27 protein-coding genes and 1 pseudogene are annotated in these 24,725 nt (G+C 69.1%); 15 read left to right on the top strand and 13 right to left on the bottom strand.

Translation table 11 applies throughout. The features are described from left to right. Window positions 1-60 precede the first annotated feature (60 nt). Window positions 61-759, bottom strand: a complete 699-nt coding sequence (locus OHA88_RS03450; protein WP_328624162.1) for a response regulator transcription factor — start codon at window positions 757-759, stop codon at window positions 61-63. Beyond that, window positions 756-2,066 carry a sensor histidine kinase gene (locus OHA88_RS03445; protein WP_443044346.1) on the bottom strand — a complete coding sequence of 437 codons (1,311 nt, stop codon included), beginning with the start codon at window positions 2,064-2,066 and terminating at the stop codon, window positions 756-758. The genes OHA88_RS03450 and OHA88_RS03445 overlap by 4 nt, the downstream gene beginning before the upstream one ends. Window positions 2,067-2,280: 214 nt before the next feature. Between OHA88_RS03445 and OHA88_RS03440 the strand changes: the two genes are divergently transcribed. Then, complete coding sequence (locus OHA88_RS03440) at window positions 2,281-2,988, top strand: ABC transporter ATP-binding protein (RefSeq protein WP_326608112.1); 708 nt, start codon at window positions 2,281-2,283, stop codon at window positions 2,986-2,988. After that, window positions 2,985-5,333 carry an FtsX-like permease family protein gene (locus OHA88_RS03435; RefSeq protein WP_328624160.1) on the top strand — a complete coding sequence of 783 codons (2,349 nt, stop codon included), beginning with the start codon at window positions 2,985-2,987 and terminating at the stop codon, window positions 5,331-5,333. The genes OHA88_RS03440 and OHA88_RS03435 overlap by 4 nt, the downstream gene beginning before the upstream one ends. Window positions 5,334-5,343: 10 nt before the next feature. Here the strand turns inward: OHA88_RS03435 and OHA88_RS03430 are convergent, their stop codons facing one another. The 6 genes and pseudogenes from OHA88_RS03430 to OHA88_RS03405 all read right to left on the bottom strand — a co-directional run bounded on the left by OHA88_RS03430 (window position 5,344) and on the right by OHA88_RS03405 (window position 9,447). Further along, entirely contained in the window at window positions 5,344-6,048 is a 705-nt protein-coding gene (locus OHA88_RS03430; protein WP_328624159.1) for a recombinase family protein, read from the bottom strand. A 277-nt stretch (window positions 6,049-6,325) separates the two neighbouring features. Beyond that, window positions 6,326-6,622, bottom strand: a pseudogene (locus OHA88_RS03425) (helix-turn-helix domain-containing protein); the annotation flags it as partial. 117 nt (window positions 6,623-6,739) lie between these two features. Continuing rightward, window positions 6,740-7,003 carry a hypothetical protein gene (locus tag OHA88_RS03420; protein ID WP_328624158.1) on the bottom strand — a complete coding sequence of 88 codons (264 nt, stop codon included), beginning with the start codon at window positions 7,001-7,003 and terminating at the stop codon, window positions 6,740-6,742. A gap of 165 nt (window positions 7,004-7,168) precedes the next feature. Further along, complete coding sequence (locus tag OHA88_RS03415) at window positions 7,169-7,810, bottom strand: hypothetical protein (RefSeq protein ID WP_328624157.1); 642 nt, start codon at window positions 7,808-7,810, stop codon at window positions 7,169-7,171. A 67-nt stretch (window positions 7,811-7,877) separates the two neighbouring features. Continuing rightward, on the bottom strand, window positions 7,878-8,033 hold the full coding sequence (locus OHA88_RS03410) for an acyl carrier protein (protein ID WP_328624156.1): 156 nt from the start codon (window positions 8,031-8,033) through the stop codon (window positions 7,878-7,880). Window positions 8,034-8,574: 541 nt separating this feature from the next. Next, the gene (locus tag OHA88_RS03405) at window positions 8,575-9,447 is read right to left on the bottom strand and encodes a Rieske (2Fe-2S) protein (protein ID WP_328624155.1); all 873 of its coding nucleotides are present in this window, start codon (window positions 9,445-9,447) and stop codon (window positions 8,575-8,577) included. 1,074 nt (window positions 9,448-10,521) lie between these two features. Here OHA88_RS03405 and OHA88_RS03400 point away from each other — a divergent pair. Then, on the top strand, window positions 10,522-11,718 hold the full coding sequence (locus OHA88_RS03400; protein ID WP_328624154.1) for a PP2C family protein-serine/threonine phosphatase: 1,197 nt from the start codon (window positions 10,522-10,524) through the stop codon (window positions 11,716-11,718). Between the two features lie 76 nt (window positions 11,719-11,794). Here OHA88_RS03400 and OHA88_RS03395 read toward each other — a convergent pair whose 3' ends face one another. Beyond that, on the bottom strand, window positions 11,795-12,028 hold the full coding sequence (locus OHA88_RS03395; protein WP_328624153.1) for a hypothetical protein: 234 nt from the start codon (window positions 12,026-12,028) through the stop codon (window positions 11,795-11,797). Window positions 12,029-12,674: 646 nt separating this feature from the next. Here OHA88_RS03395 and OHA88_RS03390 point away from each other — a divergent pair. Both OHA88_RS03390 and OHA88_RS03385 read left to right on the top strand, forming a co-directional pair. After that, a complete protein-coding gene (locus tag OHA88_RS03390; RefSeq protein WP_328624152.1) occupies window positions 12,675-13,226 on the top strand; it encodes a hypothetical protein in 552 nt (183 codons plus the stop codon). Window positions 13,227-13,443: 217 nt separating this feature from the next. Continuing rightward, complete coding sequence (locus tag OHA88_RS03385; protein ID WP_328624151.1) at window positions 13,444-13,797, top strand: hypothetical protein; 354 nt, start codon at window positions 13,444-13,446, stop codon at window positions 13,795-13,797. Window positions 13,798-13,977: 180 nt separating this feature from the next. Here the strand turns inward: OHA88_RS03385 and OHA88_RS03380 are convergent, their stop codons facing one another. Together OHA88_RS03380 and OHA88_RS03375 are read right to left on the bottom strand one after the other, a co-directional pair. Further along, a complete protein-coding gene (locus OHA88_RS03380; RefSeq protein WP_328624150.1) occupies window positions 13,978-14,253 on the bottom strand; it encodes a hypothetical protein in 276 nt (91 codons plus the stop codon). A 352-nt stretch (window positions 14,254-14,605) separates the two neighbouring features. Further along, window positions 14,606-14,764, bottom strand: coding sequence for a hypothetical protein (locus OHA88_RS03375; RefSeq protein WP_328624149.1), 159 nt, complete (start codon window positions 14,762-14,764; stop codon window positions 14,606-14,608). A gap of 527 nt (window positions 14,765-15,291) precedes the next feature. Between OHA88_RS03375 and OHA88_RS03370 the strand changes: the two genes are divergently transcribed. From OHA88_RS03370 to OHA88_RS03335, 8 genes are all read left to right on the top strand, one after another. Continuing rightward, window positions 15,292-15,546, top strand: coding sequence for a hypothetical protein (locus tag OHA88_RS03370; RefSeq protein WP_328624148.1), 255 nt, complete (start codon window positions 15,292-15,294; stop codon window positions 15,544-15,546). A 394-nt stretch (window positions 15,547-15,940) separates the two neighbouring features. After that, entirely contained in the window at window positions 15,941-16,423 is a 483-nt protein-coding gene (locus tag OHA88_RS03365) for an SPW repeat protein (RefSeq protein WP_328624147.1), read from the top strand. Between the two features lie 483 nt (window positions 16,424-16,906). Further along, a complete protein-coding gene (locus tag OHA88_RS03360) occupies window positions 16,907-17,341 on the top strand; it encodes a DUF6343 family protein (protein ID WP_328624146.1) in 435 nt (144 codons plus the stop codon). A 177-nt stretch (window positions 17,342-17,518) separates the two neighbouring features. Further along, a complete protein-coding gene (locus OHA88_RS03355) occupies window positions 17,519-18,157 on the top strand; it encodes a Dps family protein (protein ID WP_328624145.1) in 639 nt (212 codons plus the stop codon). 479 nt (window positions 18,158-18,636) lie between these two features. Next, window positions 18,637-19,557, top strand: a complete 921-nt coding sequence (locus OHA88_RS03350) for a hypothetical protein (RefSeq protein ID WP_328624144.1) — start codon at window positions 18,637-18,639, stop codon at window positions 19,555-19,557. Window positions 19,558-19,711: 154 nt separating this feature from the next. Then, window positions 19,712-20,086: a non-homologous end joining protein Ku gene (ku, locus tag OHA88_RS03345; protein ID WP_328624143.1), complete on the top strand. Its 375-nt coding sequence runs from the start codon at window positions 19,712-19,714 to the stop codon at window positions 20,084-20,086. Between the two features lies 1 nt (window position 20,087). Beyond that, window positions 20,088-20,795 carry a Ku protein gene (locus OHA88_RS03340; RefSeq protein WP_328629571.1) on the top strand — a complete coding sequence of 236 codons (708 nt, stop codon included), beginning with the start codon at window positions 20,088-20,090 and terminating at the stop codon, window positions 20,793-20,795. Beyond that, on the top strand, window positions 20,692-20,946 hold the full coding sequence (locus OHA88_RS03335; protein WP_328624142.1) for a hypothetical protein: 255 nt from the start codon (window positions 20,692-20,694) through the stop codon (window positions 20,944-20,946). Before OHA88_RS03340 ends, OHA88_RS03335 begins: the two co-directional genes overlap by 104 nt. A gap of 939 nt (window positions 20,947-21,885) precedes the next feature. Here the strand turns inward: OHA88_RS03335 and OHA88_RS03330 are convergent. Next, complete coding sequence (locus tag OHA88_RS03330) at window positions 21,886-22,734, bottom strand: hypothetical protein (RefSeq protein WP_328624141.1); 849 nt, start codon at window positions 22,732-22,734, stop codon at window positions 21,886-21,888. 143 nt (window positions 22,735-22,877) lie between these two features. Between OHA88_RS03330 and OHA88_RS44475 the strand changes: the two genes are divergently transcribed. Together OHA88_RS44475 and OHA88_RS03325 are read left to right on the top strand one after the other, a co-directional pair. Further along, entirely contained in the window at window positions 22,878-23,267 is a 390-nt protein-coding gene (locus OHA88_RS44475; protein ID WP_443044165.1) for a polymorphic toxin type 24 domain-containing protein, read from the top strand. 139 nt (window positions 23,268-23,406) lie between these two features. Next, window positions 23,407-23,772 carry a hypothetical protein gene (locus OHA88_RS03325; protein WP_328624140.1) on the top strand — a complete coding sequence of 122 codons (366 nt, stop codon included), beginning with the start codon at window positions 23,407-23,409 and terminating at the stop codon, window positions 23,770-23,772. A 148-nt stretch (window positions 23,773-23,920) separates the two neighbouring features. Here OHA88_RS03325 and OHA88_RS03320 read toward each other — a convergent pair whose 3' ends face one another. Next, complete coding sequence (locus OHA88_RS03320) at window positions 23,921-24,685, bottom strand: hypothetical protein (protein ID WP_328624139.1); 765 nt, start codon at window positions 24,683-24,685, stop codon at window positions 23,921-23,923. Window positions 24,686-24,725 lie beyond the last annotated feature (40 nt).

The following is a 24,725-nucleotide window of genomic DNA, read 5'->3' as shown; positions in this document are numbered from 1 at the left end:
CCACATGAACTACCGGGACAGGCACAGTTCCGGCTGCTGAGCCCAAGTCTCGGCTTCGATCTACGCCTGCTCGGTGGGCTGCTGGGCGGCCTCGCGTGCGCCGGCACTGATCAGCCCTGTCTCGTAGGCGACGATGACGGCCTGGACACGGTCACGGAGTCCGAGCTTGGCGAGGATGCGGGCGACGTGCGTCTTGACGGTCGCCTCGGCCAGGTGGAGGCGGGTGGCGAGTTCGGCGTTGCTCAGCCCTCGGGCCAGCAGGCCGAGGACCTCCAGTTCGCGCGGGGTGAGCGACGCGAGGTCGCGGTGGAGGGCGGCGGTGTCGCTGCCGCGCTGGGCGAACCGCTGCACGAGGCGGCGGGTGATGGCGGGCGCGAGGAGAGCGTCGCCGGTACGGACCGTGCGGACGGCCGCGGTCAGATGCTCGGGGGTGACGTCCTTGAGGAGGAAGCCGCTGGCCCCGGCGGACAGTGCCGCATAGACGTATCGGTCGAGGTCGAAGGTGGTCAGGATGATGACACGGGGTTCGCCGGGGGCGCCGGTGAGGATGCGGCGGGTGGCCTCCAGGCCGTCCATCTCGGGCATCCGGACGTCCATCAGGACCACGTCGGGACGTGCGCGGCGGACCGCTTCGACCGCTTCGGTTCCGTTGGTCGCCTCGGCGACGACCTCGATGCCGTCGGCGCCGAGGATCAACCGGAATCCCGTGCGCACCAGGGTCTGGTCGTCGGCGAGGAGCACACGCAGCGGCTCGGTCACGGTGCCTCCAAGGGGATCAGCGCCTCCACACGGTACCCGCCGGTCAGCCGCCGGCCGGTGTTCAGGCTTCCGTCGTAGACGGCGAGACGCTCGCGCAGGCCGATCAGGCCCCGGCCGTTCCCGGCGGCCGCGCCCGCGCCCGAGTGCCCACCGGTGTCGGTGACTTCCACCCGGAGCCGTTCCGGGCCGTATTCGACAGTCACGACGGCGGCGGCGCCGGACGCGTGCTTCACAGTGTTGGTCAGGGCTTCCTGGACCACGCGGTAGGCGGCGAGTTCGAGGCCGGGCGGGAGGGGGCGGGGAGGGCCGGTCACAGTCAGGTCGACGGGCAGTCCGGTGTCCCGGACCCGTCCGACCAGCGTTTCCAGCTGGTCCAGGCCGGGTTGCGGGGCCAACTCCGCCGCCGTATCGGCCAGCTCCGCACCTCCGTCCGTCCCCTCGCTCTCGTCGGCCATGGTGAGCAGTCCCATGACGTGGCGCAGCTCGGTCATGGCCGCCCGCCCGCCCGCCTCGACGGCGAGCAGCGCCTCGCCGGCCTGCTCAGGAGAGGTGTTCATGATCTTGCGGGCGGCGCCCGCCTGGATGATCATCACGCTGACGTTGTGCGTGACGACGTCGTGCAGTTCGCGGGCGATCCTGGCCCGCTCGTGCTCGACGGCCCGGCGCAGTGCCTCGGCCTGTTCGCGTTCCAGGGCGGAGAGCCGGGTGTGGCCCTCGTCGGTCCGGAGTTTCCAGGTACGCAGGCCGACGGCGGCCACGGCCATCGGGACCAGGATCAGCAGGGCGATGTATTCGTTGGGGACGATCGGTGTCACCGAGTTCCCTGAGGTGCCGACCAGGACGACCGACACCGGCAGCGCCGCCAGGGTCGCCACCCGGTACGGGCTGTACACAGCGGCGCTGTAGACGGCGATGACGAACGCGTAGAAGGTCAGCCGCAGGACGCTCTGCGGTGTCGCCAGTGTCGCGGCCGTCACGATGCACAGCACGGCGAGCGGGTAGCGGCGGCGCAGCGCCAGAGAACCCGAGGCGATGACCGCGAGGGTCACCATGAAGGCCATGCCGCCGGGGCCGGACGGGCGCGGCACGACGCGCTCCACGCCGGGTGCGATCTCACGCACCACGACGTTGTCGGCGTTGTCGATGCCGTAGTAGACGGTGGCGATTCCGAGTGCCAGTGCCACCAGCGCGTCGAACTGCCAGGCGCGCCGGGTGGGCCGCAGCGGTGGACCGCTCGGAAGCCTGGCGTCGCGGACCGTGCGGCGGGCGGTTTCCCGCAGCCGCTCCAGCGTCGTACGTACGTCCATCACCGGTTCATTGTCGCCGCCGCGCGGACCTGCGGAGTCCGTCCCGGTGGTCATTCCCACCGCACCGGATACATCACCCGCCTACATCGCAGGGATGACGTTTCCGGGGATCGTCCCAGCGCGGTACCGAAATGGGTTCGGGCGGACGACGCGTGCAGGGCGGGCCTGCTCCTAGCGTTCGCGGAGCCAGCTGCCCGTACCTGAGGAGCCCTCCATGACCACGCCGGTGATCGAACTGCGCGAGGTGAGCCGCCGATACGACGACGGCCCGCCCGCTCTGCACGAGGCGTCGCTGACCGTGCAGCCCGGCGAGGCCGTCGCGATCCTCGGTCCTTCCGGCAGCGGCAAGTCCACGCTGCTCAATCTGATCGCGGGCCTGGACCGGCCCGATACGGGGACCGTCACGGTGGACGGGGTGCGGGTGGACCAGCTGGGCGAAGCCGGATCGGCGCTCTACCGGCGGTCGAAGATCGGCATGGTCTTTCAGTTCTTCAACCTGCTCGACGATTTGACCGTCACCGACAATGTCGTCCTGCCCGCGCGCCTCGCGGGTATGGCACGTGGCGAGGCAGACCGCCGGACGGCGGAACTCCTGGAACTGCTGGGCATCGACCGGCACTCCCGCGCCTACCCGGGGCGGCTGTCCGGCGGCGAGCGGCAGCGCGTCGCGGTGGCCCGGGCGTTGATGAACCGGCCGGCGCTGCTCCTGGCCGACGAACCGACCGGGGCCCTGGACACGGCCGCCGGACAGGACGTCAGCAGGCTGCTCACCGGCCTCAATGCCGAGGGCCAGACCATCGTCGTGGTCACCCACGACCTGGCTCTGGCCCGGTCCTGCACGAACCGTACGGTCCGGATCGCCGACGGCCGGATCACCGAAGACGTCCGGTCGCAGGCCGTCGCCTCGGAGGCCGTCCGATGAGCGCGCTCGGCAAGGTGGTGCGCTCGGGGGTGAACCGACGCCGGGTGCAGACGCTGGTGATCGGGCTCGCGACGATGATGGCGGTGGCCGCCTCCGTCCTCGGCGGATCGCTGCTCGTGGTTTCCGGCGCGCCCTTCGACGACGCCTTCGCCAGGCAGCACGGCGCGCATCTGTCCGTGCAGTACGACGCGGGCAAGGTGAGTGCCGGGCAACTGTCCAAGTCCAAGGACACCGAAGGGGTGAGCAGTGCGGTCGGGCCGTTCCGTACGGCGACGGTCACCCCGCGGTCGGACGGGGCGGTCCCCGGGTGGCCGATGACCGTGGTCGGCCGGGGCGATCCCGGCCAGGACGTGGACGAGGTGGCACTGCTCGACGGGCGGTGGTCCACGCATTCCGGCGAGATCGTGCTGTCCGCCAACTCCTCGCTCTTCCCGACCATTGGCATGAAGCTCGCCTTCCCCGATCTGCCCGGCGGTCCGACATTGACGGTGGTCGGTGTGGCCCGCTCGGTCACGCAGACCGCTGACGCCTGGGTGGTTCCGTCCCAGATGCGGGCGCTCACCGCGCCGGGCATCGGCGGCTACCAGATGCTCTACCGCTTCACCGACGCGGGCACCGCCGCACAGATCACCGCAGGCCGCAGGGCCGTGACGGAATCTCTGCCACCGGGAACGGCCGTCGGCGAACAGTCATGGCTCACGGTCAAGAAGACCGCCGAGCGCGACACCGCCGTCTACGTCCCGTTCCTCGTCGCGTTCGGTGCCCTGGGTCTGGTCATGTCGATGCTCATCGTCGGCAACGTCGTCGCGTCGGCCGTCGGCACGGGAACGCGCCGCATCGGCATCCTCAAGGCCGTCGGCTTCACCCCGGCCCAGGTCGTGCGGGCCTACGTGGGCCAGGCACTGATCCCGGCCGTCGTCGGTACGGCCCTCGGTGTCCTCGCCGGTCACCTGCTTGCCGTCCCCGTACTGGCCGAGACCGAGGAGGTCTACGGCACCTCGTCCCTGGCCATTGCCCCCTGGGTCGACCTGGCGGTGATCGCCGGGGTGCTCTGTCTGGTGGCGGCGACCGCGTGGGCGAGTGCCTGGCGGGCCGGGCGGCTGCGTACGGTCGATGCGCTCGCCGTCGGGCGTACCGCTTCGGCGGGGCGCGGCCGATGGGCGGCCCGCCTGGCCGGACGGCTGCCGTTGCCGCAGCCGGTCTCGCTGGGCCTGGCCCGGCCCTTCGCGCGGCCCGCCCGCGCGCTGGCCATGGGCACGGCGATCCTGTTCGGCACCATCGCCGTCACGTTCACCGTGGGGATGGGCGCCTCGCTCGGCCAGGTGATGAAAGCCAAGGCCCACGACGCCGCCGATGTCGTCGTGCCCGCGCCCTTGCCGAACTTCGGACCCCAAGGCCCTGACCCCGAGAAGCAGCCCAAGGCCGATCCCGCTGCAGTTGCCGCGGCCATCGAGGCCGCCGCCGGAACCGGGAAGTACTACAGCGCCGCGACGGTACGGGCGACCGTGTCCGGCCTGACCGGCACCATCGACGTGATCGCCTTCACCGGCGACGCCTCCTGGGGCGGCTACACGATGGTCTCGGGCCGATGGATCGACAAGCCCGGCGAGGCCGTGGTCCCGACCCCCTTCCTGGCCGCCACCGGCACACGCATCGGCGACACCGTCACCCTGAACGGCCTGGCCGAGCCGGTCACGGTCCGGATCGTCGGCGAGGTCCTCGACCCCCGTAACGACGGCATGCAGGTCTTCACCGACGCCTCGACCCTCACGGCCGCACATCCCGACCTGACGGAGACGAGCCATCACATCGCTGTCACGACAGGCACCGACGTGACCGGCTACGTCGACGCGCTGAACAACGACCTGGCACCGCTGGGGGCCACCGCTCGGGCCGGCGGGCTCGACGCCGGCGGCGACATGGTCGTCACGCTCAACGCGCTGTCCGTGATCCTCACGCTGATGCTCGTCGCCGTTGCCGCGCTCGGCGTGCTCAACGGCGTGCTGCTCGACACCCGCGAGCGCGTCCGGGAGATCGGTGTCCACAAGGCGCTCGGCATGACCCCCCGGCAGACCATCGCGATGGTCATCACCTCGGTCGTAGTGACCGGCCTGGTCGCGGGCACTCTGGGCGTGCCGCTCGGCGTAGCCCTGCACGGCTGGGTCATCCCCGCGATGGGCGACAGCGTGGGGCTCCGCCTCCCCAGTTCCGCCATCGCCGTCTACCACGGGACCGAACTGCTCCCGCTCGCACTCGGCGGCCTGCTCATCGCCACCCTGGGTGCGCTCCTGCCCGCCGGCTGGGCCGCCAGGGCCCGAACCGCCACGGCCCTGCGCACCGAATAGGAGGTCAGGTTCAGAGCTCGTGCCTCCGCCCCCCACAGCAAGGAGCGGGGGTTGGTTGGCTGGTTCCCTCCAACTGGCGCGGGACGCGGGAGTCCCGGAGCTCTTTCAGCTCCGGGATTTGGTTAAAGAGCGTGCCGACGGAGACGCCGAGGATCTTGGCGATGGTGGTGACGCTGTTTGCCGGGTCGGGCAGCATGTCGCGGGCCGCGCGGATGAGGTCCTCGTTGACGACGGTGGGGCGCCCTCCCGTACGGCCGCGGGCGCGGGCGGCGGCCAGGCCCTCGCGGGTGCCGGCGACGATGAGTGCGCGGATGAACTCCGCCAGGGCGGCAAAGACGTGGAAGATCAGGCGCCCGCCCGGGGTGGTGGTGTCGAGCGCCTCGTGCAGGGACCGGAAGCCGATGCCGCGCTCACGGAGTTCGGCAACCATGTTGACGAGGTCCTGGAGTGACCGATCGTAGCGGTCGAGGGAGGGGACGACCAGGCTGTCGCCAGGGGTGAGGAAGGCGTGGCACACCTTGAGCTCGGCGCGGAGGTTGTTCTTGCTCGACTTCTTGTCGGCGAAGATGCGGCGGCAGCCCGCCGCGGTGAGCGCGTCAACCTGGCGGTCGAGCTTCTGCCCGCCGGTCGAGAGCCGGGCGTACCCGATCCGGACGTCGGTGAGAATCGCGGGCGAGGGCGTGAGGAGTTCGGATGGCTCCATAGGCGCGTTCATGCCGGTGATCGGAGAGCTACTTGTCACTTCGCCGTAGCTTCGGGGTGCCGACCTGTTGCGCGGCATCATCGCCGCGCAGGACACGTTCCTGGACGCGGCGGGCCGTTCGACTGAGGTGGACGCACCTGGCTCGCGAAACTCTGTCCGGCCGTCGAAACCGCCGCGGTCGCCGCGTACGACGCACAGCGCCCGAAGGGCCTGTTCTGACGCTGCACACCCGCACCACCCCCGCCGAGCGCCGCCGGACACTGCGCGAACAGCTCGCCTCAGGGCGGCTGTTAAGGCTGAGCAGGTGGGCGATGCGGGCCGGTCCCCACCGTCGCAGGTTCCGGACCTGGATGATCCGTCGTTCGGTCCGCGTCGGGGTGCGGCGTGGGCTGGTGTGCGGACGGTTGACCGGTCCGCCATGCCCGCCTCGCCATACAGCCGGTAACGGTCCGCCCATCGCTGGGCTGTCGTTGGTGAGACCTGGAAGCGCTCGGCCGCCCGCCGCAGAGGCCAGCCGTCCTCGACGACACAACGGTGCCAGGCGCAGACGTCCGGTCTCGGTCAGGGGTGCATTACGGTGAGGCACGAGGGCCTTTCCGGTCGCCGGTGCAGATGTCGCAATCCACACCAGGCCAGAAGGCCCTCACCCATTTCAAGATCACTCAACCGTGAACCCCGTCACCAACCTCCATGGACAGAACACCTAGCGGGCACTCGCCAGCTCCGAGGAGACCTCTGCCTTGTCGGTCAGGTCGGACACATCGAGGGAGGCCAGCGGAATCTTCGAGAACATCGGCGGCCCCTCCTCGGGTGTCGGCGCTGTCGGGCCGTACATCCATTCGGTGAAGGCGTAGTCGTTGGTGTCGCGGTCCCGCAGGATCGCCTTGCGCTGCAGCCACCAGCCACCAGCGACCCCGTCCCCTGTCACCCCGTCAGCGGCGCTTGTGTGCTTGTGCATTCCCGGCATGCAGAGGCTCCCGGACAGGGAACCCCCTTCGTACTTCTCCCCATTTCGATCATGAAACGAACAGGGATCATCACCGTACGTTCGGGGCGGGAACCTCGCCGAGACCGGCGCCTCGGTCGGTGGCATCGCCACCGCAGGCTGCTGCAGCACTGACCCACCGGCAGGTCACACAGGGCGGCGCCGGGAACCCACGGGAGCACCCGGCGCCGTCCAAGGGCCGGGCCCTGGATCCGGACACGCGCCGGGTTCACAGACCGCGTTGGCACCGACGTACGCCCGTTCGCCGATGGTGATCGGGGCGACCGTGACCCATCCGTCGGCAACCTGCCAGGGACGCAGCGTGGCGCCGTAGCCGATCGCGGCGTCGCGGTCAACGCGCAGCAGTGTGGGCAGACCGACGAAACTGGTGGCGATGGGTGATGCCAGGGCCGATGCGCGCGCCCAGGAGCCACAGATAGGGGCCCATGGCGGGGGACTCATCCTGAGCACCAGCACGTCCAGCGCCCACAGACGCAGATAGGTCGCTGCCCACGGCGAGTACCGGCCGGGTCTGATGCACGCCGCCGGCGGCCGGGCGAGGGCGACGGGAACGATCCAGCGTACGGCGGTGTAACCGGCGAGCACGGCAATCGTCGTCCCCACGGCGCCCCAGCCCGACAACCGGGCGTGGTTCACCGCGTAGGAGACAGCCACCGGCACCGTGAGGAGCAGGAGCAGCCCGTACAACGCCGCCGCCTGGGCCATCCCGGCACGCGCGATCCCCCCACGGCCGTGCCGAAGTGGCGCGGGACGGGGTTGCTCCGCCATGCTGGGGGATCCCGCCGAGGAACGCAGGCGTGCCGCCAACGCCCGCACGGTGGGGTTCTCGTACACATCACGCAGGGTGGGACCGGCCCCGTCGTCCCGGCCACGCAGCAACGACACGGCGCGCGGCGAGCAGGGAGTGACCGCCGAGGTCGGTGAAGAAATCGGCCTCCGTCGACAACTCGCCGGGAGCGATGCCGCGCGTCTGCGCCCAGGCGTCACGCACCCTCGTCTCCAGCTCACCGCGAGTTGGCACCACGCGGCCAGTACCGACGAGCTGGCGGCTGGTGAACGGCGCAGGCGCTCGTGCAGCCGGACGGTGACAACGCCGTCGGGATCCCTACCGTCCTTGGCGCGTACGACGTAGGCGGCGACAAAGCGGTCGCCGTCGTACCCGTCCCGCGGAACCACGAGGGCGGTGCCTGCTGGCGCCACACCAGCGTCCTCCATCAATATGCTGTCGATCTCCTCCAGCGACACTCGGTTGGATCGAGGAGGGACGTCCCAGGGTTCGTGGCGGTCCGGGACCTTCGTCTTCCGCATGCCGACTGCCGCACTCCAGGCGGCTGTATACGCGCCGAACGCGACTGGGGGCTCCGAGATGCCCGCCGAGTCGGCGTTCCTCCCGCGGAGAGTAGGTGCTGCTTGCACGTCGGACCGATTCCACGGCCCGTTGCATCCGGGTGCCTTCCTTACGCACGCCGTGATCCACAGCTGCCTTCGCTGAATGGCATTGATGGTCTTGTATGGTTTTGCCTTCCAGCACGTCAAGCCGCATCGTGCGACGGGTCGGCTGTGCCTGCTGCTTCCGTGCTGAGGAGCCGCGCCTCGACATGGCCACCGGTGATACGGGTGTCGAAGGCGGGCTGAGGGGCGGTCGCGGGTCCACGCACGTTCCAGCCGTCCTGGAGGCGGAAGACGCTGCCGTGCCAGGGACAGCGTACGCAGCCGTCGTCGATCGCGCCCTGGGACAGGGGGCCACCCATGTGACTGCCCGAGTCCGCCAAAATATGCACACGGTTGCCGCTCTCGCGCACGAGTAGGACGGCCACATCGTCGACGTGCCGCCGGACTGCTCTGCCGACGGGGAAGTCGGCGACGTCCCCGATATCGTGCCACCCCGGCTTCACCAACTCCGGCACCATCTCGGCGTGATTGGCGCCAGAAGCCTGCCGGTAGGCCAGGTGACCACCGATCGCCCCGCCGAGACCGACGACCGCCAGGCCGGCGAACCCGAGCGCCTTTCCCAGGGCGGCGCGCCCCCGTACCCGAGCAGTGATAGATCCCGTGTACAGCCACACTCCCGTGACGTTCGCCGCCGCGTGCACCAGCCCCACCCGCATCTGCCGGCGCTGCAGCTCCGCGCAGTCGGCCCAGCCCGCGGCGGCCGCCGGAACGGCGGCAGCGAGCCCGACACCGATCAACGTGCTCGCTGCCCGTCGCTGTCCGGGGAGCAGGTCGAGCACGGCCGCCGAGAACCAGGTGCCGATCGGCACCTGCACCATCAGCGGATGAACGGGATGGCCCAGCCAGCGGCCGTGCAGCACGTCCCTCGCACGGCCAAAGGGAACTGCTCGAACCGTGCTCCGGACGTGCTCGACGAGCCCGTCCAGGGCGGCAGCGCGCTCCAGCCGGTCCATACCCTGGATTATCCTGCCGGGCCCGAAGCCGACGGCAGTACGCGTTTCAGTGCCTGCCGCACAGCTCCAGCATCAGGGCCACGGTCGTCGAAATCTAGCGATTCAGTCATGAACAACAGGTAATTGCGGCGCACACAGAAACGACCTGACAGCCGCCATCTGCTCGAAAGGTGGTCCGGGCGCACCGGAGCGGCAGGCCACAGCCCGGCCGTCACAGTACTCGGCTCACCCGCCGTGGAGGTGCGGCGCAGGGCGACGACGGCGAGCTGAAGTTTCTGTCTGTCGTTCCGAGCGGGCCCGCACCAATCTGAACGGGATCGCGGCCCGCAAGAGCCGCCAGCCCAAGCAGCGTGGCCCGGCCGTTTGCGCAGCTGCGCAACGGGTGGAAGTCGAGAGCGCCATCCTCACCTCCAGGGGATTACCGTCATCGAGTCCCCACTCGGGCGTGCCCGCGTCGCCGCCGTCGTCGACGTGGCCCTGGCGGGCCGTCGACGTCACCGCGCGCGTATTCGTGATGAACGGCGGCGGCTGGTTCCACCTTCGGCACTGCTTGCCGAAGCCCGATGTCACCTCGCGCTCGTCCTGCGCGGCCGCCGCCACGAGCGGGACCTGGACGAGCGGATCATAGGCCGCGCACTGCACCGATATCACCGGCGCGAGGACGTCGCGCGGCGCGCGCCCGGAGTACCGCCTCTACACCGCGCGCTGGGCTCTCCCCGTCCCTGCTCGCGCCCGGCGCGCGAAGAAAGGCATCAGGACGAAGTCCGACTCTCCAGGCGGTGATTGTGGATGCGCAGGCCAGGCACTTGAGACGGCGCCTGGATCTGCACCACGGAAAGTCAGCCCAGGTGATGGGTGAGCCGATCGGGCAAGGCGCGCGCATGGGTGTCCAGCAACCACTTCCTGGGCTCGACCACGCGGCCCGTTTGGAGGTGAGCATGGACCGCGCTCGTTGAAGCTGTTGGTTGGAGCTAACGGCAGTCGTCAGATCCCCCAGCCGACTCGATGCGCAGTCGCGTGAGGATGGTGCGCGTGGTCAGGTGGGGGTGCGAAGGAGAACGCTGGGAGACGACAATGGCCAATGATCGGAGCCGGCTGGCCGAGCTTTTGGACGCAGCCGAGGATGCGGCGCCGGTGGCGTCCCTGGACATGGTCGCGGACAACCTGCGGGACCGTTTCGGCGCGCAGTACGTGAGCTTCCTGTTCGTCGACGTTGTCGGCCAGCAGGTGGTGCGGGTCAGCGAGGAGGCGGTCCCACAGCAGGGTCGACGCGCCGACCAGCTCCCCCTGGCCGGCAGCATCTACGACAAGGTCCTGCGTACCCAGAAGCTGGTGCAGGAGCCGGCCGGCGACCTGCAGCGGGTGGTCGCACCAGTCACCAACCGGGGCGACACCATCGGCGTGCTGGAGCTGTTCCTTCCCCAGGCCACGCAGGAGGTGCTGGAGCAGGTCGAGGAGGCCGCGCACGTGCTGGCGTACATCATCGTCACCGACCGCCGCTTCACCGACTTCTATCACTGGGGCGAGCGCACCACCCAGCTCAGCCTGGCCGCCGAGATCCAGCACCAGCTCCTGCCCTCGGCCGCCTCCTGCGAGGCCGCTGAGTTCGCCCTTGCCTGCGCCCTGGTGCCGGCCGACACCGTCGCAGGGGACACCTACGACTACAGCCTCGACCACGCCACCCTGCACCTTGCCGTCACCGATGCCATGGGCCACGATGTCGAGGCCTCCCTCATCGCCACCCTCCTGATCAACGCCTCCCGCAGCGCCCGCCGCGCCGAGGAGGACCTTGCCGAACAAGCCCGCCAGACCAATCAGGCCCTCCTCAACCACGGCCGTGGTGCCTTCGCCACCGGCCAGCTCCTGCGTATCGCCCTGGACGGGTCCGGCGCACAGCTCGTCAACGCCGGCCACCCCTGGCCACTGCGCCTGCGCGATGGCACAGTCGACGAAGTACCCCTGCAGGCCGACCTGCCCTTCGGCGTGCACGCACCCGGCCCGTTCCGGGTCCAGGACCTCGGCCTTGACCCAGGCGACCGCCTGGTGCTCTACACCGACGGCATGCAAGAACGCCAAGCGGAATCCGTCGACCTGCCTGACGTGATCCAAAACACCGCTGGCGAACACCCTCGCGAGGTGGTCCGGACGCTTGCCCAAGCGGTCACCGATGCCTGCCACGGGCACCCGGCAGACGACGCCACCATCGTGTGCCTGGACTGGCACGGGCCCCAGCCCGCAGGCCGCCACGCCCAAGCCGGAGCCGACAGATAAGCACTGCCGCGCCCCGTGCGGCCCGGCCAGGCACTCGGCGCCCCGGGTGCCAGTTACGTCCGGCGGCACCCTGCTGCTATGGCCGGTCGGCGTATTGGTGCTCCTGGAGTACCAGGAGGTGTTCGGCGAGTCCGGCCAGCTCCGCTGCCGCGGCGTAAATCTGGGAGACGAGCGGTGTGACCACCACCGCTGCCTGGTCGGCGGTGTAGCGATCTGTTGCAGCTCCGTCCGTACCGAGCGGCCCCGTCCCGTGCTTGTCGTGCGTCCCGTCAGCGTGGCGTGCGGGTTGGGGGAGGGTTCGCCGTTCCACTCGACGTCTCTTCTCGTGTTCACGGTTTCAGCGTGAGGATTAACGAGCAGGCGGCCAGGCTCGGCATCGGCCATCTGGCTGTACGTGGGTGACTTCGACGGGCCAGCGGGTCCGGGAGTCGAGGAGCAGAGTGACGGCGCCCTTCAGCAGGAGTGCTTCGCTGCCGGTTGCGGTCAAGTCAGCCGGGCTGTCCACGGCCGGTCCGCGTCTGCCGGGCTGTGCTCCCGGGCGACGGCGACCTCGGCCCACGCGCGTACCCGGGTCCCGTCCATGCGTTCCACCGTGGCCAGCCCCTCGTAACCGTGGCCAGCCCCTCGTAACCGTGGCCAGCCCCTCGTAGGGGTTCATACTCCCCGGTCTGCGCCCGAGCCGGGTTGGTGCAGGCAGTGGGGGAGTGATCGGTTGGGCCTGCGCTGTCGGCTGTCAGCAGTGCCCACAGCCGCATCACTCACTGCTTCTCGGCCTGTGCCCTGCGTGTTCATTGTGGTGTCCCGGGTGGCGGGCGGGGCGTTGGGGGCGTATGGGTGGAGTGCATGCGGCGGCCCGATTAGGGATGGCGCGCGGGGCGCGGGAATCGCCTCCCGGGATGCTGCGCACGCTGGGCCGGTTGACAGGGATCTGAACAGCGACATCAGGGAGGCGCTCGATGTCGTCAGGAATCGTCATTGCGATCATTGTCGTGGTCGTCCTCATCGTCCTTGCGGTCGGCTTGTGGATGGCAGCTCGTCGTCGGCATCTGCGGGAGCGTTTCGGGCCGGAGTATGAGCGCGCTGTTGAAGCCGGTGACAGCCGCACGGCGGCTGAGCGTGATCTGCGCGACCGCGAGCAACGGCACGACGACCTCGATCTGAAGCCGCTGGCCCCGACTGCCCGTCAGCAGTACACGCAGGACTGGAGCAGCGTGCAGGAGCACTTCGTGGACCGTCCGCGAGAGGCGGTCGGTGAGGCGGACCAGTTGGTGACCCGGCTCATGAAGGAACGCGGCTACCCGACCGAGGGCTACGAGCAGCAGGTGAAGGACCTGTCGGTCGAACACGGGCGCACGCTGGAGCATTACCGCGCCGCCCACGAAGTCAATGCACGAGCCGGCGGTCAACAGACGACCACCGAGGAACTGCGGGGAGCGATGGTGCACTACCGCGCACTCTTCGACGACCTGCTCACCAACGGCGACAGGCCGGGGCAGCAACACACTTGACCCGGCGCCCGCGCATACCGGCGGGCCAAAGGATCGAGAGCCCGTCGAAACCCATTCGGACGAGGTGAACAAGCATGCAGCGCGAACACAGTGGATCGGGCGACCACAGCAGCGCGGCCGACGCGGGCCTCAGCACCGAGGATCTCGCCCGGCCTCGGGATGACCGAGACGCAGATCGTGGACACCGCCGGCAGCGGCGGACGCTCCCCCGCCCACTGTGGACGCCGCTGAGGGCTCCCCGTCCACGGGGCAGGCCGTGGCGGGTGCACCGCACGCTTCGGCGCCGGACCAGGGCCAGGAGAACGAGCCGCTTCTCGGTCCCGAGGAAGCCGAGGCCTTCAAGTCCAAATGGCGGGCCGTCCAGACAGCCTTCGTCGACGATCCGCAGGACGCCGTCCGTACGGCCGACGCCTTGGTCGCCGAGGTCATGCAGACGCTGACCCGGTCGTTCGCATCCCGCAAGGAAGGGCTCGAAAGCCAGTGGGGCCGGGGAGAAGAGGTCCTCACCGAGGATCTGCGCATAGCGCTCCAGCGCTACCGCTCGTTCTTCAACCGCCTCCTCAGCACATGACCGTCCTGCTTTCGCTGCCGCCCCCATCGATCAGCGGGAGAAATCATGAGCCAGCCCGGAGGCGGCACGTGGCAACGCGAGCCAGTGCCGACCGGCACCCTGCTGATCGGTGCCGTGGGACGGCCGGGTGAGGATGACCGGAGGAAGCGCGTGATCGACGTCAGCGACATCGGTGCCTTCCTAGGTCTGGACGTGGCGAAGCTGCTCGTAAACCTCACGTAGGGGTACGCCCACATCGAGAGCCTCGATCATGTTCCGCAGCGCCATGCCGGCCAGTGCCAGGTCCATCCAGTACGGCGTGACGGCCCTCCCGGACCGGGCATACAGGATCACCGTGTCATCGGTACGCCGCAGCACGACTCGGTGCCCGTCGAACTTCGGCTCGAACCACATCCCCGGCCCCTCGGGCAGCGTCGGGACCGCCTGAGCCAGCGCTACCTTGATCGGGAACTCCACACTGCGATCCTGCAGGCTCCGCCATCCCATGGCGCGTCGGGCGGTCCGACGGCCTTATGCGCCCGCCCTGCCTCCGGATGGGCAGATCTGGCACGCTTCGATGTCCGGCTCGACCAGCGCGATGAACCGGTTCCGGTGCGCTCCGTATCCCTGAGGAGGCCCGCGGCCCGCAAACGGGTGCCGCGGTCATGCCCCGCCCGCCCATGGGAACTTTTTCACCGTGTGAGGCGAACGCTGGGATCCGCTGCTGGACCGCGGCCACCTCGCAGCGAGTCGCCCCTGCCCGGCGACAGGGGGCCGACAGGGGCGGCCCGCTGCGAGGCGGCGGCTCCCGGTAGGGCGGGACCGGCCGTCAGCCCTTGGCGATGGCCATGCCGAGGAAGCTTCCGGCCAGCAGTGCCACGCTGCCGGTGGCCATGACCGCCCACGTCCCCGTCTGCGTCGCGGCGAACCTGAACGTCGAGGTGATCCCTGCCTGCGCCGCCGCTTGCGTGGCCTGCGCCCCGGCCATAACGCCTCCTGGGCGGCCATACCCGTTTCCAGCTGCTGAACCTTGCTCTCCAGCTCAGACTGTTCCATGGCGCGGTTCCTCTCTCACGGTGTGCCGGCCGATTCCGGCATCACCGTCCATCGCTTCCCCACTGCGCGGGCACAGCCGCGTTGGGTGTCTGCGGCGCACCGTTGCCAACGACGGGCGCCCGCGCCGGGGGCCAGCGGTCGCGCGGTTGGTTGGGGCAGGGCGTGGTGTCGTCGGCCCCGGATTCGATGCCGAACGGTCGAGCCCTGGGTGGCGCCGAGAGCGCGTGCAGGGCCTGGGGGGCGGCCGCGCGATGACCCGCCGACGCGGTCGGCGCACAGGGCCTGAGGGGTGTGGGTGCGCGCCCCCGCCGCCGTGCGGGTGCCCGGCGAGCGCCTCTCTGGACGACGGATCGGCGTCGCCATCTGAACGGGTGGTGATCCAACGAGTGGCCTGTGGCCGTGTCTGGCGCCGGGTTCCTGAGGGCGGTGGAGAGAATGGTTGGTATGCGGAAATGCTGGGTGTATCAGTTCCGTGACGGCCCGGAGCGCGAGGTCGTCGAGGTCCTAGTCGAACAGGACGGGAGGCCCCGGCAGATCCTGGTACGGCAGTGCCCCGACGGCGACGGCCTGGTGGACGGATACGTGCTGCAGCACGTCGACGCGCCGACGCGGGCTGTCGTCTACACCTGGGTGCGGCGCGGCGAACTCAATCCGGTTTCCGCTTACCTGCTCGAGCTCCTGGCCGAGGTCTGCCCGAAGGAGAGTGCCTGGTAGATCTGCGACGAACGGATGGATGGCACCTCTCGGGGACTCGGATGCGGCACGTGAGGAACGTGATCGTGGAGACAGCAGAGCTGAAGAGCGAGATTCACGGGCTGGAGACGGCCCTGGCCGTCCGGGAGGCAACCTTGCCGGCGCGCAGGCCACGCAGGCCGTCGCGGACAGCGGCAGCCGCGCCGTGAGGGCCGCCGGCGCCGAGGCTCTGGTCGTCGGCATCTTCCTGGGCATGGGCATCGCCAAGAGCTGACCCGGCCCCGGGGCGGGGTTCACCGACGGACGTATCCGGCGCGGGCGGGCCCCGAAAGCCGGAGCTGGGGGCCCCGTTTGCCTATTTTTATGTCAGTTTTAGGCTAGGTGGTGGGTAAAAAGCTCTCTTTCGGAGGCCATCATGGCGTCAACCCATCGCGCACCCATCGAGGAGCACCCCGACCTGATGGAACTGCGTGCCCGGCACGAGCGCGCCGCCGCCACCCCACGAGCCCAGTTGATCGAGGCCCTGGCTCTCATCACCGGCCTCTACCTCGCGGCATCACCCTGGATAGCCGGCTTCAACGGCTTCGCCACCCTCGCCGTCAACAACCTCATCGCGGGGATCGCGTTCATGCTGCTCCTCGGTGGCCTGGGCACCTCCTACGAGCGCACCCACTCCATGGCCTGGGCCGCCGCCGTCATCGGCATCTGGACCTGCGTCGCCCCCTGGGTCGTCGCAGGCGACGTCGCCCACACCCGCTCTATCACCAGTAACCTCATCACCGGCGTCATCGCCACCCTCCTCGCCCTCGCCGCCGCCTCCGCGGCCCGCGACCGCACCGACGGTCGCGGCACCCGCCCCGGCGCACGAGAGCGCCGCACCATGCCCGGCGACCGCTGACACCGCCACCGCCGGCCCCCGCATTCCCGCTTGGCTTTTCCGCCCCTTCTGCGGAGGGGCGGAAATTGCCGCCCGGTCACGGGGGCGTAGACCGGACGGCAGCGGAAGCTAACCAGATCGTACGGTCCCACCCAAAACCCGCTGGCCACCAGATGGGTGGAGCTCATCCAGCCGCATGACCGGCCCAGACGGCCGCCCTCGACATCGTCATCTTCACTGGCTGGACGCACAGTAGACGGGGCAGGCCAGTTCCGGAGTGCTGCCAGGTTCTGTAAACGATCGAGCCCATCGAGCAGGATGGTCAGAGATGACCGTGGGCACTGACGAGCCCGCTCAGTGGGGCCCGTCACGGTGGACGGGAGACGGTCGGTCGTAACACATCGTCAACTGCTGGCCCGCCCTGGCTTCGGTCAACTGCGTGACTGCTCATCGCATCAAGTCAGATCTGCGCTCGCCCGTTCCCAGACGCCGCCTCGCCCTTGTATGCAAGACGATGTAGTGCAGCTTTTTCGAACCTGTCGGGCCGCAACCCGGCGGCCCGGCATCCAGCCGGGTACCGCATTTGCCCCCGGTCCGGTCATCAGCAGGTCAGAGGTGAGCTCGATGTCCCAGATGCCCCCGCGCGAACCGAGGGACGACAGCCAATCCCGCAGCCCGACACGCCACCGTCGCTCGGGCACCGAACCCCTTGCCGCACGCAGCGACCTGGGCCTGCGCACGATTCTGTCCACAGCCGCACTGGTCGTCTTCGCCCTGGCGACCGCTGGGTTCGCGTGGTGGGCGACCTCCTCAAGCAGGGATTCTTCCCCCAGTTCGACTGTCCTTGGCGTGCTCGCGGCAGTCTGCGGGGTGCTCCTCCTCGTAGCGGTGCTCGACCTGGCGGTCATCCACCGGCGGCGATCGGGGCAACGTGGCTGAAGCAGATCAGTGGTACCCAGCATCCTGGCGGTGGTGTAGCACTGCAGGGTCGCACGCATAGGCCGACCGAGCCCTCGCGAAGGGCCAGTCAGGTGGTGTCTTCGCAGTTGGGCGTGGGAGGACCCTCGACGTGGTGCACATGAGAGCGGTAGTTCTTCACTGAGTCACAGGAGCCTCATGTCCCCCAGCGACACCACCCCCCGCTATAGCGTCCCCGGCCTCGGCGTCAGACAGGGCGGACGAGCGATCGGACTATTGCAGCCGCGTCTGCACGCGCTCAACGATCTCGCCCTCACCCTCAAGCACGTTCACTGGAACGTGGTCGGGCCCAACTTCATCGCCGTGCACGAAATGCTCGACCCGCAGACCGCTGCGGTGCGGAGCATGGCTGATGGCACTGCCGAACGCATCTCCGCGCTGGGGGGCGAACCGCGCGGCACCCCCGGAGTTATCGTCTCCGAGCGCGACTGGGACGACTACAGCGTCGGTCGTGCGGACGCGTTGGCTCACCTCGGTGCACTCGACCTCGTCTACTCCGGCGTCATCAAGGACCACCGGAGTGCCGCCGCGAAAGTCGCCTCCATCGACCCCGTCACCGAGGATCTGCTCATCGGGCACCTGCGTTCCCTGGAGCAGTTCCAGTGGTTCATCCGCGCACATCTGGAGAACAGCTCCGGCATTCTGATTCAGGCAGGCGCGAGCAGCGAGGCAGAGGCTGCCGAAGCGACGGCTCCCGTACGCAAGACAACGAGCAAGAAGACCACGGGCACGAAGCGAGCAGCCAAGAAGGCAACCTCGGTCAAGCGGACACGGTGACCTTCGCCAGTCGCAGACGTCTGAGCCCCGGGGCGACCAGCAGACGGCGGCCACTCAGGGGGAACCGGAGTGACTCCTCTGGCCGGCGGCAACTGCGTTCACAGCCTCTGCTCGCAGCAGACGCTGAGAAGCGGAACCACTCGGCATCGGTTACCGGGCCGCCGCATGCTCTCCACGCATACGCCCCCACTCCGCACACACCACCCAGAACAGCAACGGACCGGCGGTGCGAGGCAAAACGACGCCGTGCAAGCGGCACGGATTGTGCGTACTGCTGGAAGGGGTCTACCGCTGGCACCCCCGTCGGCGCAGTCTGAAGCCATGTTGAAATTTCCCGGTAATGGCATGGCCAGGACGCCTCCGGCCCAGCGGTTCTGGGTGCCGCGGATGAGGCGACGGCCCCGGCACGGGTGAGCCCTTCCCCTGCCGCGCTGGGAGTGCAGCCCGAGGTGTGCGGTGGCCCGGCTCGATGGAGGCTGATGATCATGCAGTGTGAGGATGCGCCGGGGAGCGGAGGGCACGACGTAGAGGGACTTCTGGATGAGCTCTACGCCACGCCGCCGCCGGATTTCGTCTCCCGCCGTGAGGAGCTTGCTTCCGAGGCCAAGGCGGACGGGCGCGTGGAGGGTGCCCGTCAGATCCGTGCTGCCCGCCGCCCCACGCTCGCGGCCTGGGCAGCGAATCTGCTGCTGCGCTCGGAACCGGCAGAGAGCCAGCGGTTCCTGGAGCTCGGGCGGGCGCTGCGCGAGGCGTATCGAACCCTGGATGCCGACGGGATCAAAGAGCTGTCTGACCAGCGCAGCAGTATCGTCTCGGCCCTGTCACGGCAAGCTGCCGCACTTGCCCGTGAAGCGGGGCACCGGCTGTCGGGTACGGCGCAGCAGGACGTCGTATCCACCCTGCGCGCCGTGCTGGCCGATCAGGACGCGGCAGACCGGTGGGCCGCCGGCCGACTGGAGAGCGCCCTCACCCCGCCGGCAGACTTTCTGGCCGGCACCGCCGCGCCAGCCGAGGCACCGCAGAAGCCGACACGAGCGCCGACTGCGCCGCGGTCTTCGCGGACGCGGGTGAAGGACGAACTGCAGAGGCAGGAACAGCTCGCCCAGGCCCGCAAGGCCGCTGCGATAGCCGATCAGCAGTTTCGCAGGCAGCGTGCCGAACAGGCGGACGCTGACGCATCGCTGCAGCACGCACGCAACCTGCACGCCCAGGCCCGCCAGCGGGTGGCCGCGGCCGAGGAGCAACTGCGAAAGGTACGCGAGGAGTTTCAGCGGGCCGAGCACGAACAGCAGGAAGCCGAGGAACGGTGCCAGGCGTCGGCCTGCGCTGTGACGCGGACCGAACGGGCGGCGCAGGAGGCTGCACAGGAGGTAGAACGTCTGACCAGCTCCGTCAGATAAGTGTCGGCCGCCCGGCCCGAGATGCTGGGCTGCTACATGGCCGCATGGGCCCACTCCGCGTGCCTGCTCCCAGCGCGCGCTGTGCATGCAGGAGTGCCAGCGTGGTCAGCAGGAGCATCTGCGCCCGGGACAGGCAGGATGGGAGTGGACGGTCATGGCACGTGCGATCTGGACGGGTGTGATCAGCTTCGGGCTGGTCAGCGTGCCGGTCGGCCTGCACACCGCGGTCGGGGACCACACGGTCCACTTCCACCAGCTGCAGCGCGGCAGCGCCGACCGGGTCCGCAACCGGCGGGTCAACGAACGCACCGGCAAGGAAGTACCGGCCGAGGGCACCGTCAAGGGCTTCGAGGTGGCCGAAGGCGAGTACGTCGTCGTCGAGCCCGACGAACTGGCCGAGATCGCGCCCGGGCGCTCCCAGACCATCGACATCAGCGACTTCGTCGACCTGGGCGACATCGAGCCGGTCTACTTCGACCGGACGTACTACATCGCCCCCCCGTGGCAAGGAGTACAGCAAGGTCTATGAACTGCTGCGGGCGGCGCCGGCGGAGGCGGGCAAGGCCGGCATCGCCACGTTCGTGATGCGCGGCAAGCAGTACCTGACCGCGCTGCGTGCCGAGGACAAGCTCCTGGTGCTGCAGACGCTCCACTGGGCGGACGAGGTCCGAGGAGCTACCCGAACTGCCCTCCGGCCGTGCCGGCAAAGGCAAGGAGCGGGACATAGCGATCCAGCTGATCGACGCTCTGGATGCGCCGTGGGATCCGGCCCGGTATCACGACACCTACCAGGAGAAGGTGCGGGAGCTAGTGCGGACGAAGGCCGAGGGCCAGGAGATCGCGGCGGCGGAGGAGGCGCCACAGGACACCAACGTCGTCGACCTGATGGCACTCCTGCAGGGCAGCCTCGACCAGGCCCAGGGCTCCCAGGAGAAGGAGCCGACTGCGCCGCAGAAGAGGAAGACCGCCGCCCGCAACGTGCGCCAGCCGCAGGCGAAGAGGAAGACCACCGCCAAGAAGGCCCCGCCGAAGACAGCCCACGCGTCGGCGACAACCCGCGGCCACCACCGCCACCACGTCCGCCCGTCCGGGTCCGCGCGGGCGCGCCTGGCCGTATCGTTTTAAGGTTCGGGCGTGGCAGACACCATCGAAGAGCTGGTCGGCATGCGGCGCGCGACGGACGAGGCGCACGTTCGCGTCATGGAACTGCGCGAGGGATTGGGGCCGCCGGCCACTGAGTCGTGGAGCGAGGCGCAGACGACGACCTACGAGACGGCATGGCGGGCTTGGCGAGATCTCGAGCGCGATCTGCAGGAGGCGATCACGCAGTACGCGAAGAATGAGGGCCTTGACCGCAACGACATCGAGCAGGCCGTGCGCAATGCGTGAGCACGTTGGTCTTGTGGCCGACGAGTGGGCGCAGGCACGCTGCCGCTTCCTGGTTCAGACCGGCATCTGTGTGGGTTAGGGCGGCTTGATCGGCCAGCTGGTCCAGCTGGTCAAGCTGTTGCTGGCATCGCCGGTGCTCGATGCTTCAGAACTTCCTATTCGCGGTCGGGTCTGCAACTCGGTGTGGGGGCGCTCCCGTTCGTCATCGCGTCGACCAGTTCGTCCCACATCCATGCTTCAACGGACCTCCTATGGCCCGGCTCGACTTGATGTGGGCGAGGATGTCGACGGACCGGTTGACAGCGGCAGGACGGGCTGCTGCGGGTGCCGCAAGTGCTGCCCGCCGTTGTAAACGGGCAGAGTGCAGGAATCACGGTGACGTCAGGCGCCCCCGACCAAGCTGCGAAGTGTCCGGCCCGGGGGGAAAATTGGTGTAGTGGCGGTCCCGATGTCTCCCGGCGGCGGCCTGGACCGCCACCGATAGACGGGGCTCACGGACCTCGTCCTACCGCCGGATGGCCTACGTGGGGTTTGAGGCAGGGGTTTGTGGGCTGGTTGGGTAGAGGAGTCGCCCGGTCCACGGAACCCTTACCCCGGCCGCGGCCGGACGGCGAGTCCGCCCCCACACTCGGGAGGGGGCGGACTCAAGCTGGGTTCGAGACCGACCCTCGCAGCACGCCATCCCTGCTTCCGGCTACGGCCGAGGCAGGGGCGGTTCGTGCGTCCGGGGGGTCAGTGCCGACGACTTCGCACGGGCGGAGGGGTGCGGCGACTCCGACGTTGCACAGTGGCGGGCAGCACTCCTCGGCCGCCGCGAACCCGCACCCACCACCGCCCAGCCGACCGACACACCAATCCGGACGCTCACGAACGGAACCGCCGGGGCCAAGCTCCACCCGTACGCGGACCTTCAGCCCGCCGGCACCCGCTCCGCCGAGCTCACCCCGACTCGGCCACACCCGGCAGCGCCGGATGACCACCTGTCCGTGCACCGTAATGCGCATCGCCCTTGATGGGCTCCGCGTTGCGGAGGGAGAGCTGGCGGGCCTCGCAGCTACTGATGCCCAGCGCGCCTCCTCCGGGATTGTGTAGCCGCGCCTCGATGAAGGAGATCCAGCCTCCTGCCCGGGTGCCGGTGAGTCTGACTCTGCCATCGGCGTTGAGGCCACCTGCGTTGAGGATGGTGCCGAGGCTGAGACTGGGGGCGTTGAGCGCGAGGCCTCCGGGGTTGTGCAGCAGGGCGTCCTCGAGGTCGAGGGCGCAAGCTATCTGGGCTGCCTCCAGTATGACCTCGCCGTGTGCCACCAGGCGCGGGGCGCTGATGTTGCCCTCGACGCGGGCGTGCCCCAGCCGAAGTGGGCCGGACACCCGGCAGTCGGCGAGCAGGAGGTCGCCCTCGACGCGGAGGCCTGTCGCGGTGAGCGCGGGCAGCCGTGACGCGTGCAAGTCGAGCTGGCGTAATCGGGCGCCGCGCAGATCAGGCGCGTGCTCGAAGTCGCAGTCCGCGAACCGGAGCGGATACGGGATCTCGGCGAATGCGAGGTCGAGTTGGCCGGTAACGGTCGCGCCGGTGAGGCGCAGCGCGGGTATCTCTCCCTCCTCCGCAGGGCGGGAGAGTAATAGTCCGCGCAGCACGGTGGCTCGTACCGGCGGCCCTGGGGTGTTCGGATGGTGCTGGTCGTCCGGACGGTTCGGGGCCCCGTGTTCCTGGCGTGCGTCTACGGGTTCGCCCAGTGCGAACGTATGCCGGATGCGGGATTCGAGAGGAGTCAGGTCGGCGATTTCCACGCGTGGGACGCTACCCGCCACCGGCTACAGGACATCAGGGCCGATTTGCGCGGCAGCCCTCGCCTGCTTCCCGCATCCGCGGGGACGACCCCCGCTCGGCCAGCCGGTCACTGCCGACCGGTCTGCTTCCCGCATCTGCGGGGATGGTGCCGCGCTGTTCGGCGGCGTCTCCAAGTGGCAGGCCTGCTTGCCGCGCACGCGGGGATGACCCCGACTCGTTCGTCATCCGCATGGCCTCCTGCAACTACTCCCTGCACCCGCGGGGAAGGGGACACTCACCGCTGAACTGCTCGGTCTCCTGGACGAAGCACAGCCGGTGGAGGCCGAGATGCGTCGGCAACTACGCCGTCTATAACGAGCGCGGGATCATTCTGAGGAGAGTGGACCTCGTCGGAGAATCTCACAAGGGTGTTGACACTCCGCACGTCCAGAAATACCTGACCAACGAGACTCCCGACGGCCGAGTCTTCCCATACCAGGCAGACACCGCCAGTCCGACGGGTCCGGGGGACGTCCCGCCCATCAGATGTTGATGGAACATGTCATGGTTGTGCCGTCAGGCAAGCGAACTCGAGACCGAAGCGAGCCAATATAATGGATCCCAGAGGGTTGCCGCAGTTGTCGGAGTGGGTGACCGGTGCCGAGGCCGACGGGTACCATCTCCAGGGCTTCATGTCTGCCAACGTCTCCGTGGCCGAGGCTGCAGCTCTGGCGGATTTGTACTGGCCGAAGTTTGTGGAATATAGGGAGTGTGTATTCCTCGGCTTCAAGTTCGAGAGACATGCCATCGATGATTGGTATGGCCGTCTGCAAGGTGATTGTCGAGCAGTCGAATCGGTCGTGAACCACGTTCACCTGTGGGACTACTTTGTGATCACCTTGGACTCGGAATACGCGGCTCTCCCTGAATTGGCGGAAAGCATTGCCGTCATGTGGCGAGCGGCGGTACAGGCGGCTTTCCCTGACCGGGAGTTCGAGATCGCCGCCTCGGACGGCTCCGGTGACTACGGCCCGACGTTGAGACTCACTGGGTGCTGACACCCAGACAGGCCACTCCGACCGCTTGTCGCAAATCTGAAGCCCCGCCGGAGTACGTTCCGGCGGGGCTTCTCGCGCTTTTGACAGCACCGGTGACGGCGACGCCACCGGACGGTCTACGCCGAGTGGGGTGACAGGGTCTCCCCGGTCAGCCTTGAGGCTTCCAGGCGCGAATCTCCAGGCCGACGACGGGTGCGATGGGGTCGAGGCGGCCGGTCATGACAAGCCAGTTGCGGACCGCGGCGGCGACGTCGCCGCTCGCGGCGTCGACCATGGCCTTGAACTGGACGGCGTCGAAACCCTGCTCGCCGGAGCCCGGGCCGCCGGTGTTTTCGGCGTAGGCGCGTTCCTCGGTTCCGTCGCGGCGCTGGACGATGTTGCGTCGCACGCCGGGGGAGTCGGCCATCCTGCCGGCGTCATGTGTGAACGCACCTTTCCTGGCCCGTACGGTGAACGCGATCTTCCCTCGGTTCGCAGCGGCCTCTTCGACGATCGGCCGCAGTCGGGAGGCGCCGGACGCGATGTGCTGCTTGCCGGCCTTGGCCAGCGACGACGACCAAGCCTTCACCGGCCTGCCGTCCTTCCCCATCACCGGCCTGCCACGCTGGTCCTTGACAACCTTCTCGGCACGCCCCTTGTCCTTGCGCCGCACCCGCGCTTTGTAGCCTTCCCGGTTCAAGCGCGGCTGGATGCAGTTCGCGGCCAGGGCTTTGAGGCTGGCAATATCGCGCGGCCCGCCGGCCTGCACTTCCTGCACCACGGCCCGGAGCGCTTCAACGAAGCTGGCACCTTTGTTCTTTGTGACGAACTGGCTGACCATGGAAGGGTTGCGGCCGATGATCTCGCCGACCTGCTTCTTGTTGAACCCGGCGCGCCGGATGTTCGACCGCAACATCGTGCTGCGCGGGGGCATCCGCCCCAGTCCGCGCCTACCGACGGCACGGGTTTGGTTC

Source organism: Streptomyces sp. NBC_00353 (genome assembly GCF_036108815.1).
GTDB lineage: Bacteria > Actinomycetota > Actinomycetes > Streptomycetales > Streptomycetaceae > Streptomyces.
Note: the sequence above shows the minus strand (reverse complement) of the source record. Positions and strands in the feature narration are given on the sequence as shown.

Bases quoted from the DNA above. Each gene is read 5' to 3' on its own strand.
- OHA88_RS03445 (WP_443044346.1), bottom strand. From the start codon at position 2,066: ATGGACGTACGTACGACGCTGGAGCGGCTGCGGGAAACCGCCCGCCGC.
- OHA88_RS03440 (WP_326608112.1), top strand. From the start codon at position 2,281: ATGACCACGCCGGTGATCGAACTGCGCGAGGTGAGCCGCCGATACGAC.
- OHA88_RS03435 (WP_328624160.1), top strand. From the start codon at position 2,985: ATGAGCGCGCTCGGCAAGGTGGTGCGCTCGGGGGTGAACCGACGCCGG.
- OHA88_RS03430 (WP_328624159.1), bottom strand. From the start codon at position 6,048: ATGAACGCGCCTATGGAGCCATCCGAACTCCTCACGCCCTCGCCCGCG.
- OHA88_RS03420 (WP_328624158.1), bottom strand. From the start codon at position 7,003: ATGCCGGGAATGCACAAGCACACAAGCGCCGCTGACGGGGTGACAGGG.
- OHA88_RS03415 (WP_328624157.1), bottom strand. From the start codon at position 7,810: ATGGCGGAGCAACCCCGTCCCGCGCCACTTCGGCACGGCCGTGGGGGG.
- OHA88_RS03405 (WP_328624155.1), bottom strand. From the start codon at position 9,447: ATGGACCGGCTGGAGCGCGCTGCCGCCCTGGACGGGCTCGTCGAGCAC.
- OHA88_RS03400 (WP_328624154.1), top strand. From the start codon at position 10,522: ATGGCCAATGATCGGAGCCGGCTGGCCGAGCTTTTGGACGCAGCCGAG.
- OHA88_RS03390 (WP_328624152.1), top strand. From the start codon at position 12,675: ATGTCGTCAGGAATCGTCATTGCGATCATTGTCGTGGTCGTCCTCATC.
- OHA88_RS03375 (WP_328624149.1), bottom strand. From the start codon at position 14,764: ATGGCCGGGGCGCAGGCCACGCAAGCGGCGGCGCAGGCAGGGATCACC.
- OHA88_RS03365 (WP_328624147.1), top strand. From the start codon at position 15,941: ATGGCGTCAACCCATCGCGCACCCATCGAGGAGCACCCCGACCTGATG.
- OHA88_RS03360 (WP_328624146.1), top strand. From the start codon at position 16,907: ATGCAAGACGATGTAGTGCAGCTTTTTCGAACCTGTCGGGCCGCAACC.
- OHA88_RS03355 (WP_328624145.1), top strand. From the start codon at position 17,519: ATGTCCCCCAGCGACACCACCCCCCGCTATAGCGTCCCCGGCCTCGGC.
- OHA88_RS03350 (WP_328624144.1), top strand. From the start codon at position 18,637: ATGATCATGCAGTGTGAGGATGCGCCGGGGAGCGGAGGGCACGACGTA.
- ku (WP_328624143.1), top strand. From the start codon at position 19,712: ATGGCACGTGCGATCTGGACGGGTGTGATCAGCTTCGGGCTGGTCAGC.
- OHA88_RS44475 (WP_443044165.1), top strand. From the start codon at position 22,878: ATGGTGCCGCGCTGTTCGGCGGCGTCTCCAAGTGGCAGGCCTGCTTGC.
- OHA88_RS03325 (WP_328624140.1), top strand. From the start codon at position 23,407: ATGTCTGCCAACGTCTCCGTGGCCGAGGCTGCAGCTCTGGCGGATTTG.
- OHA88_RS03320 (WP_328624139.1), bottom strand. From the start codon at position 24,685: ATGCCCCCGCGCAGCACGATGTTGCGGTCGAACATCCGGCGCGCCGGG.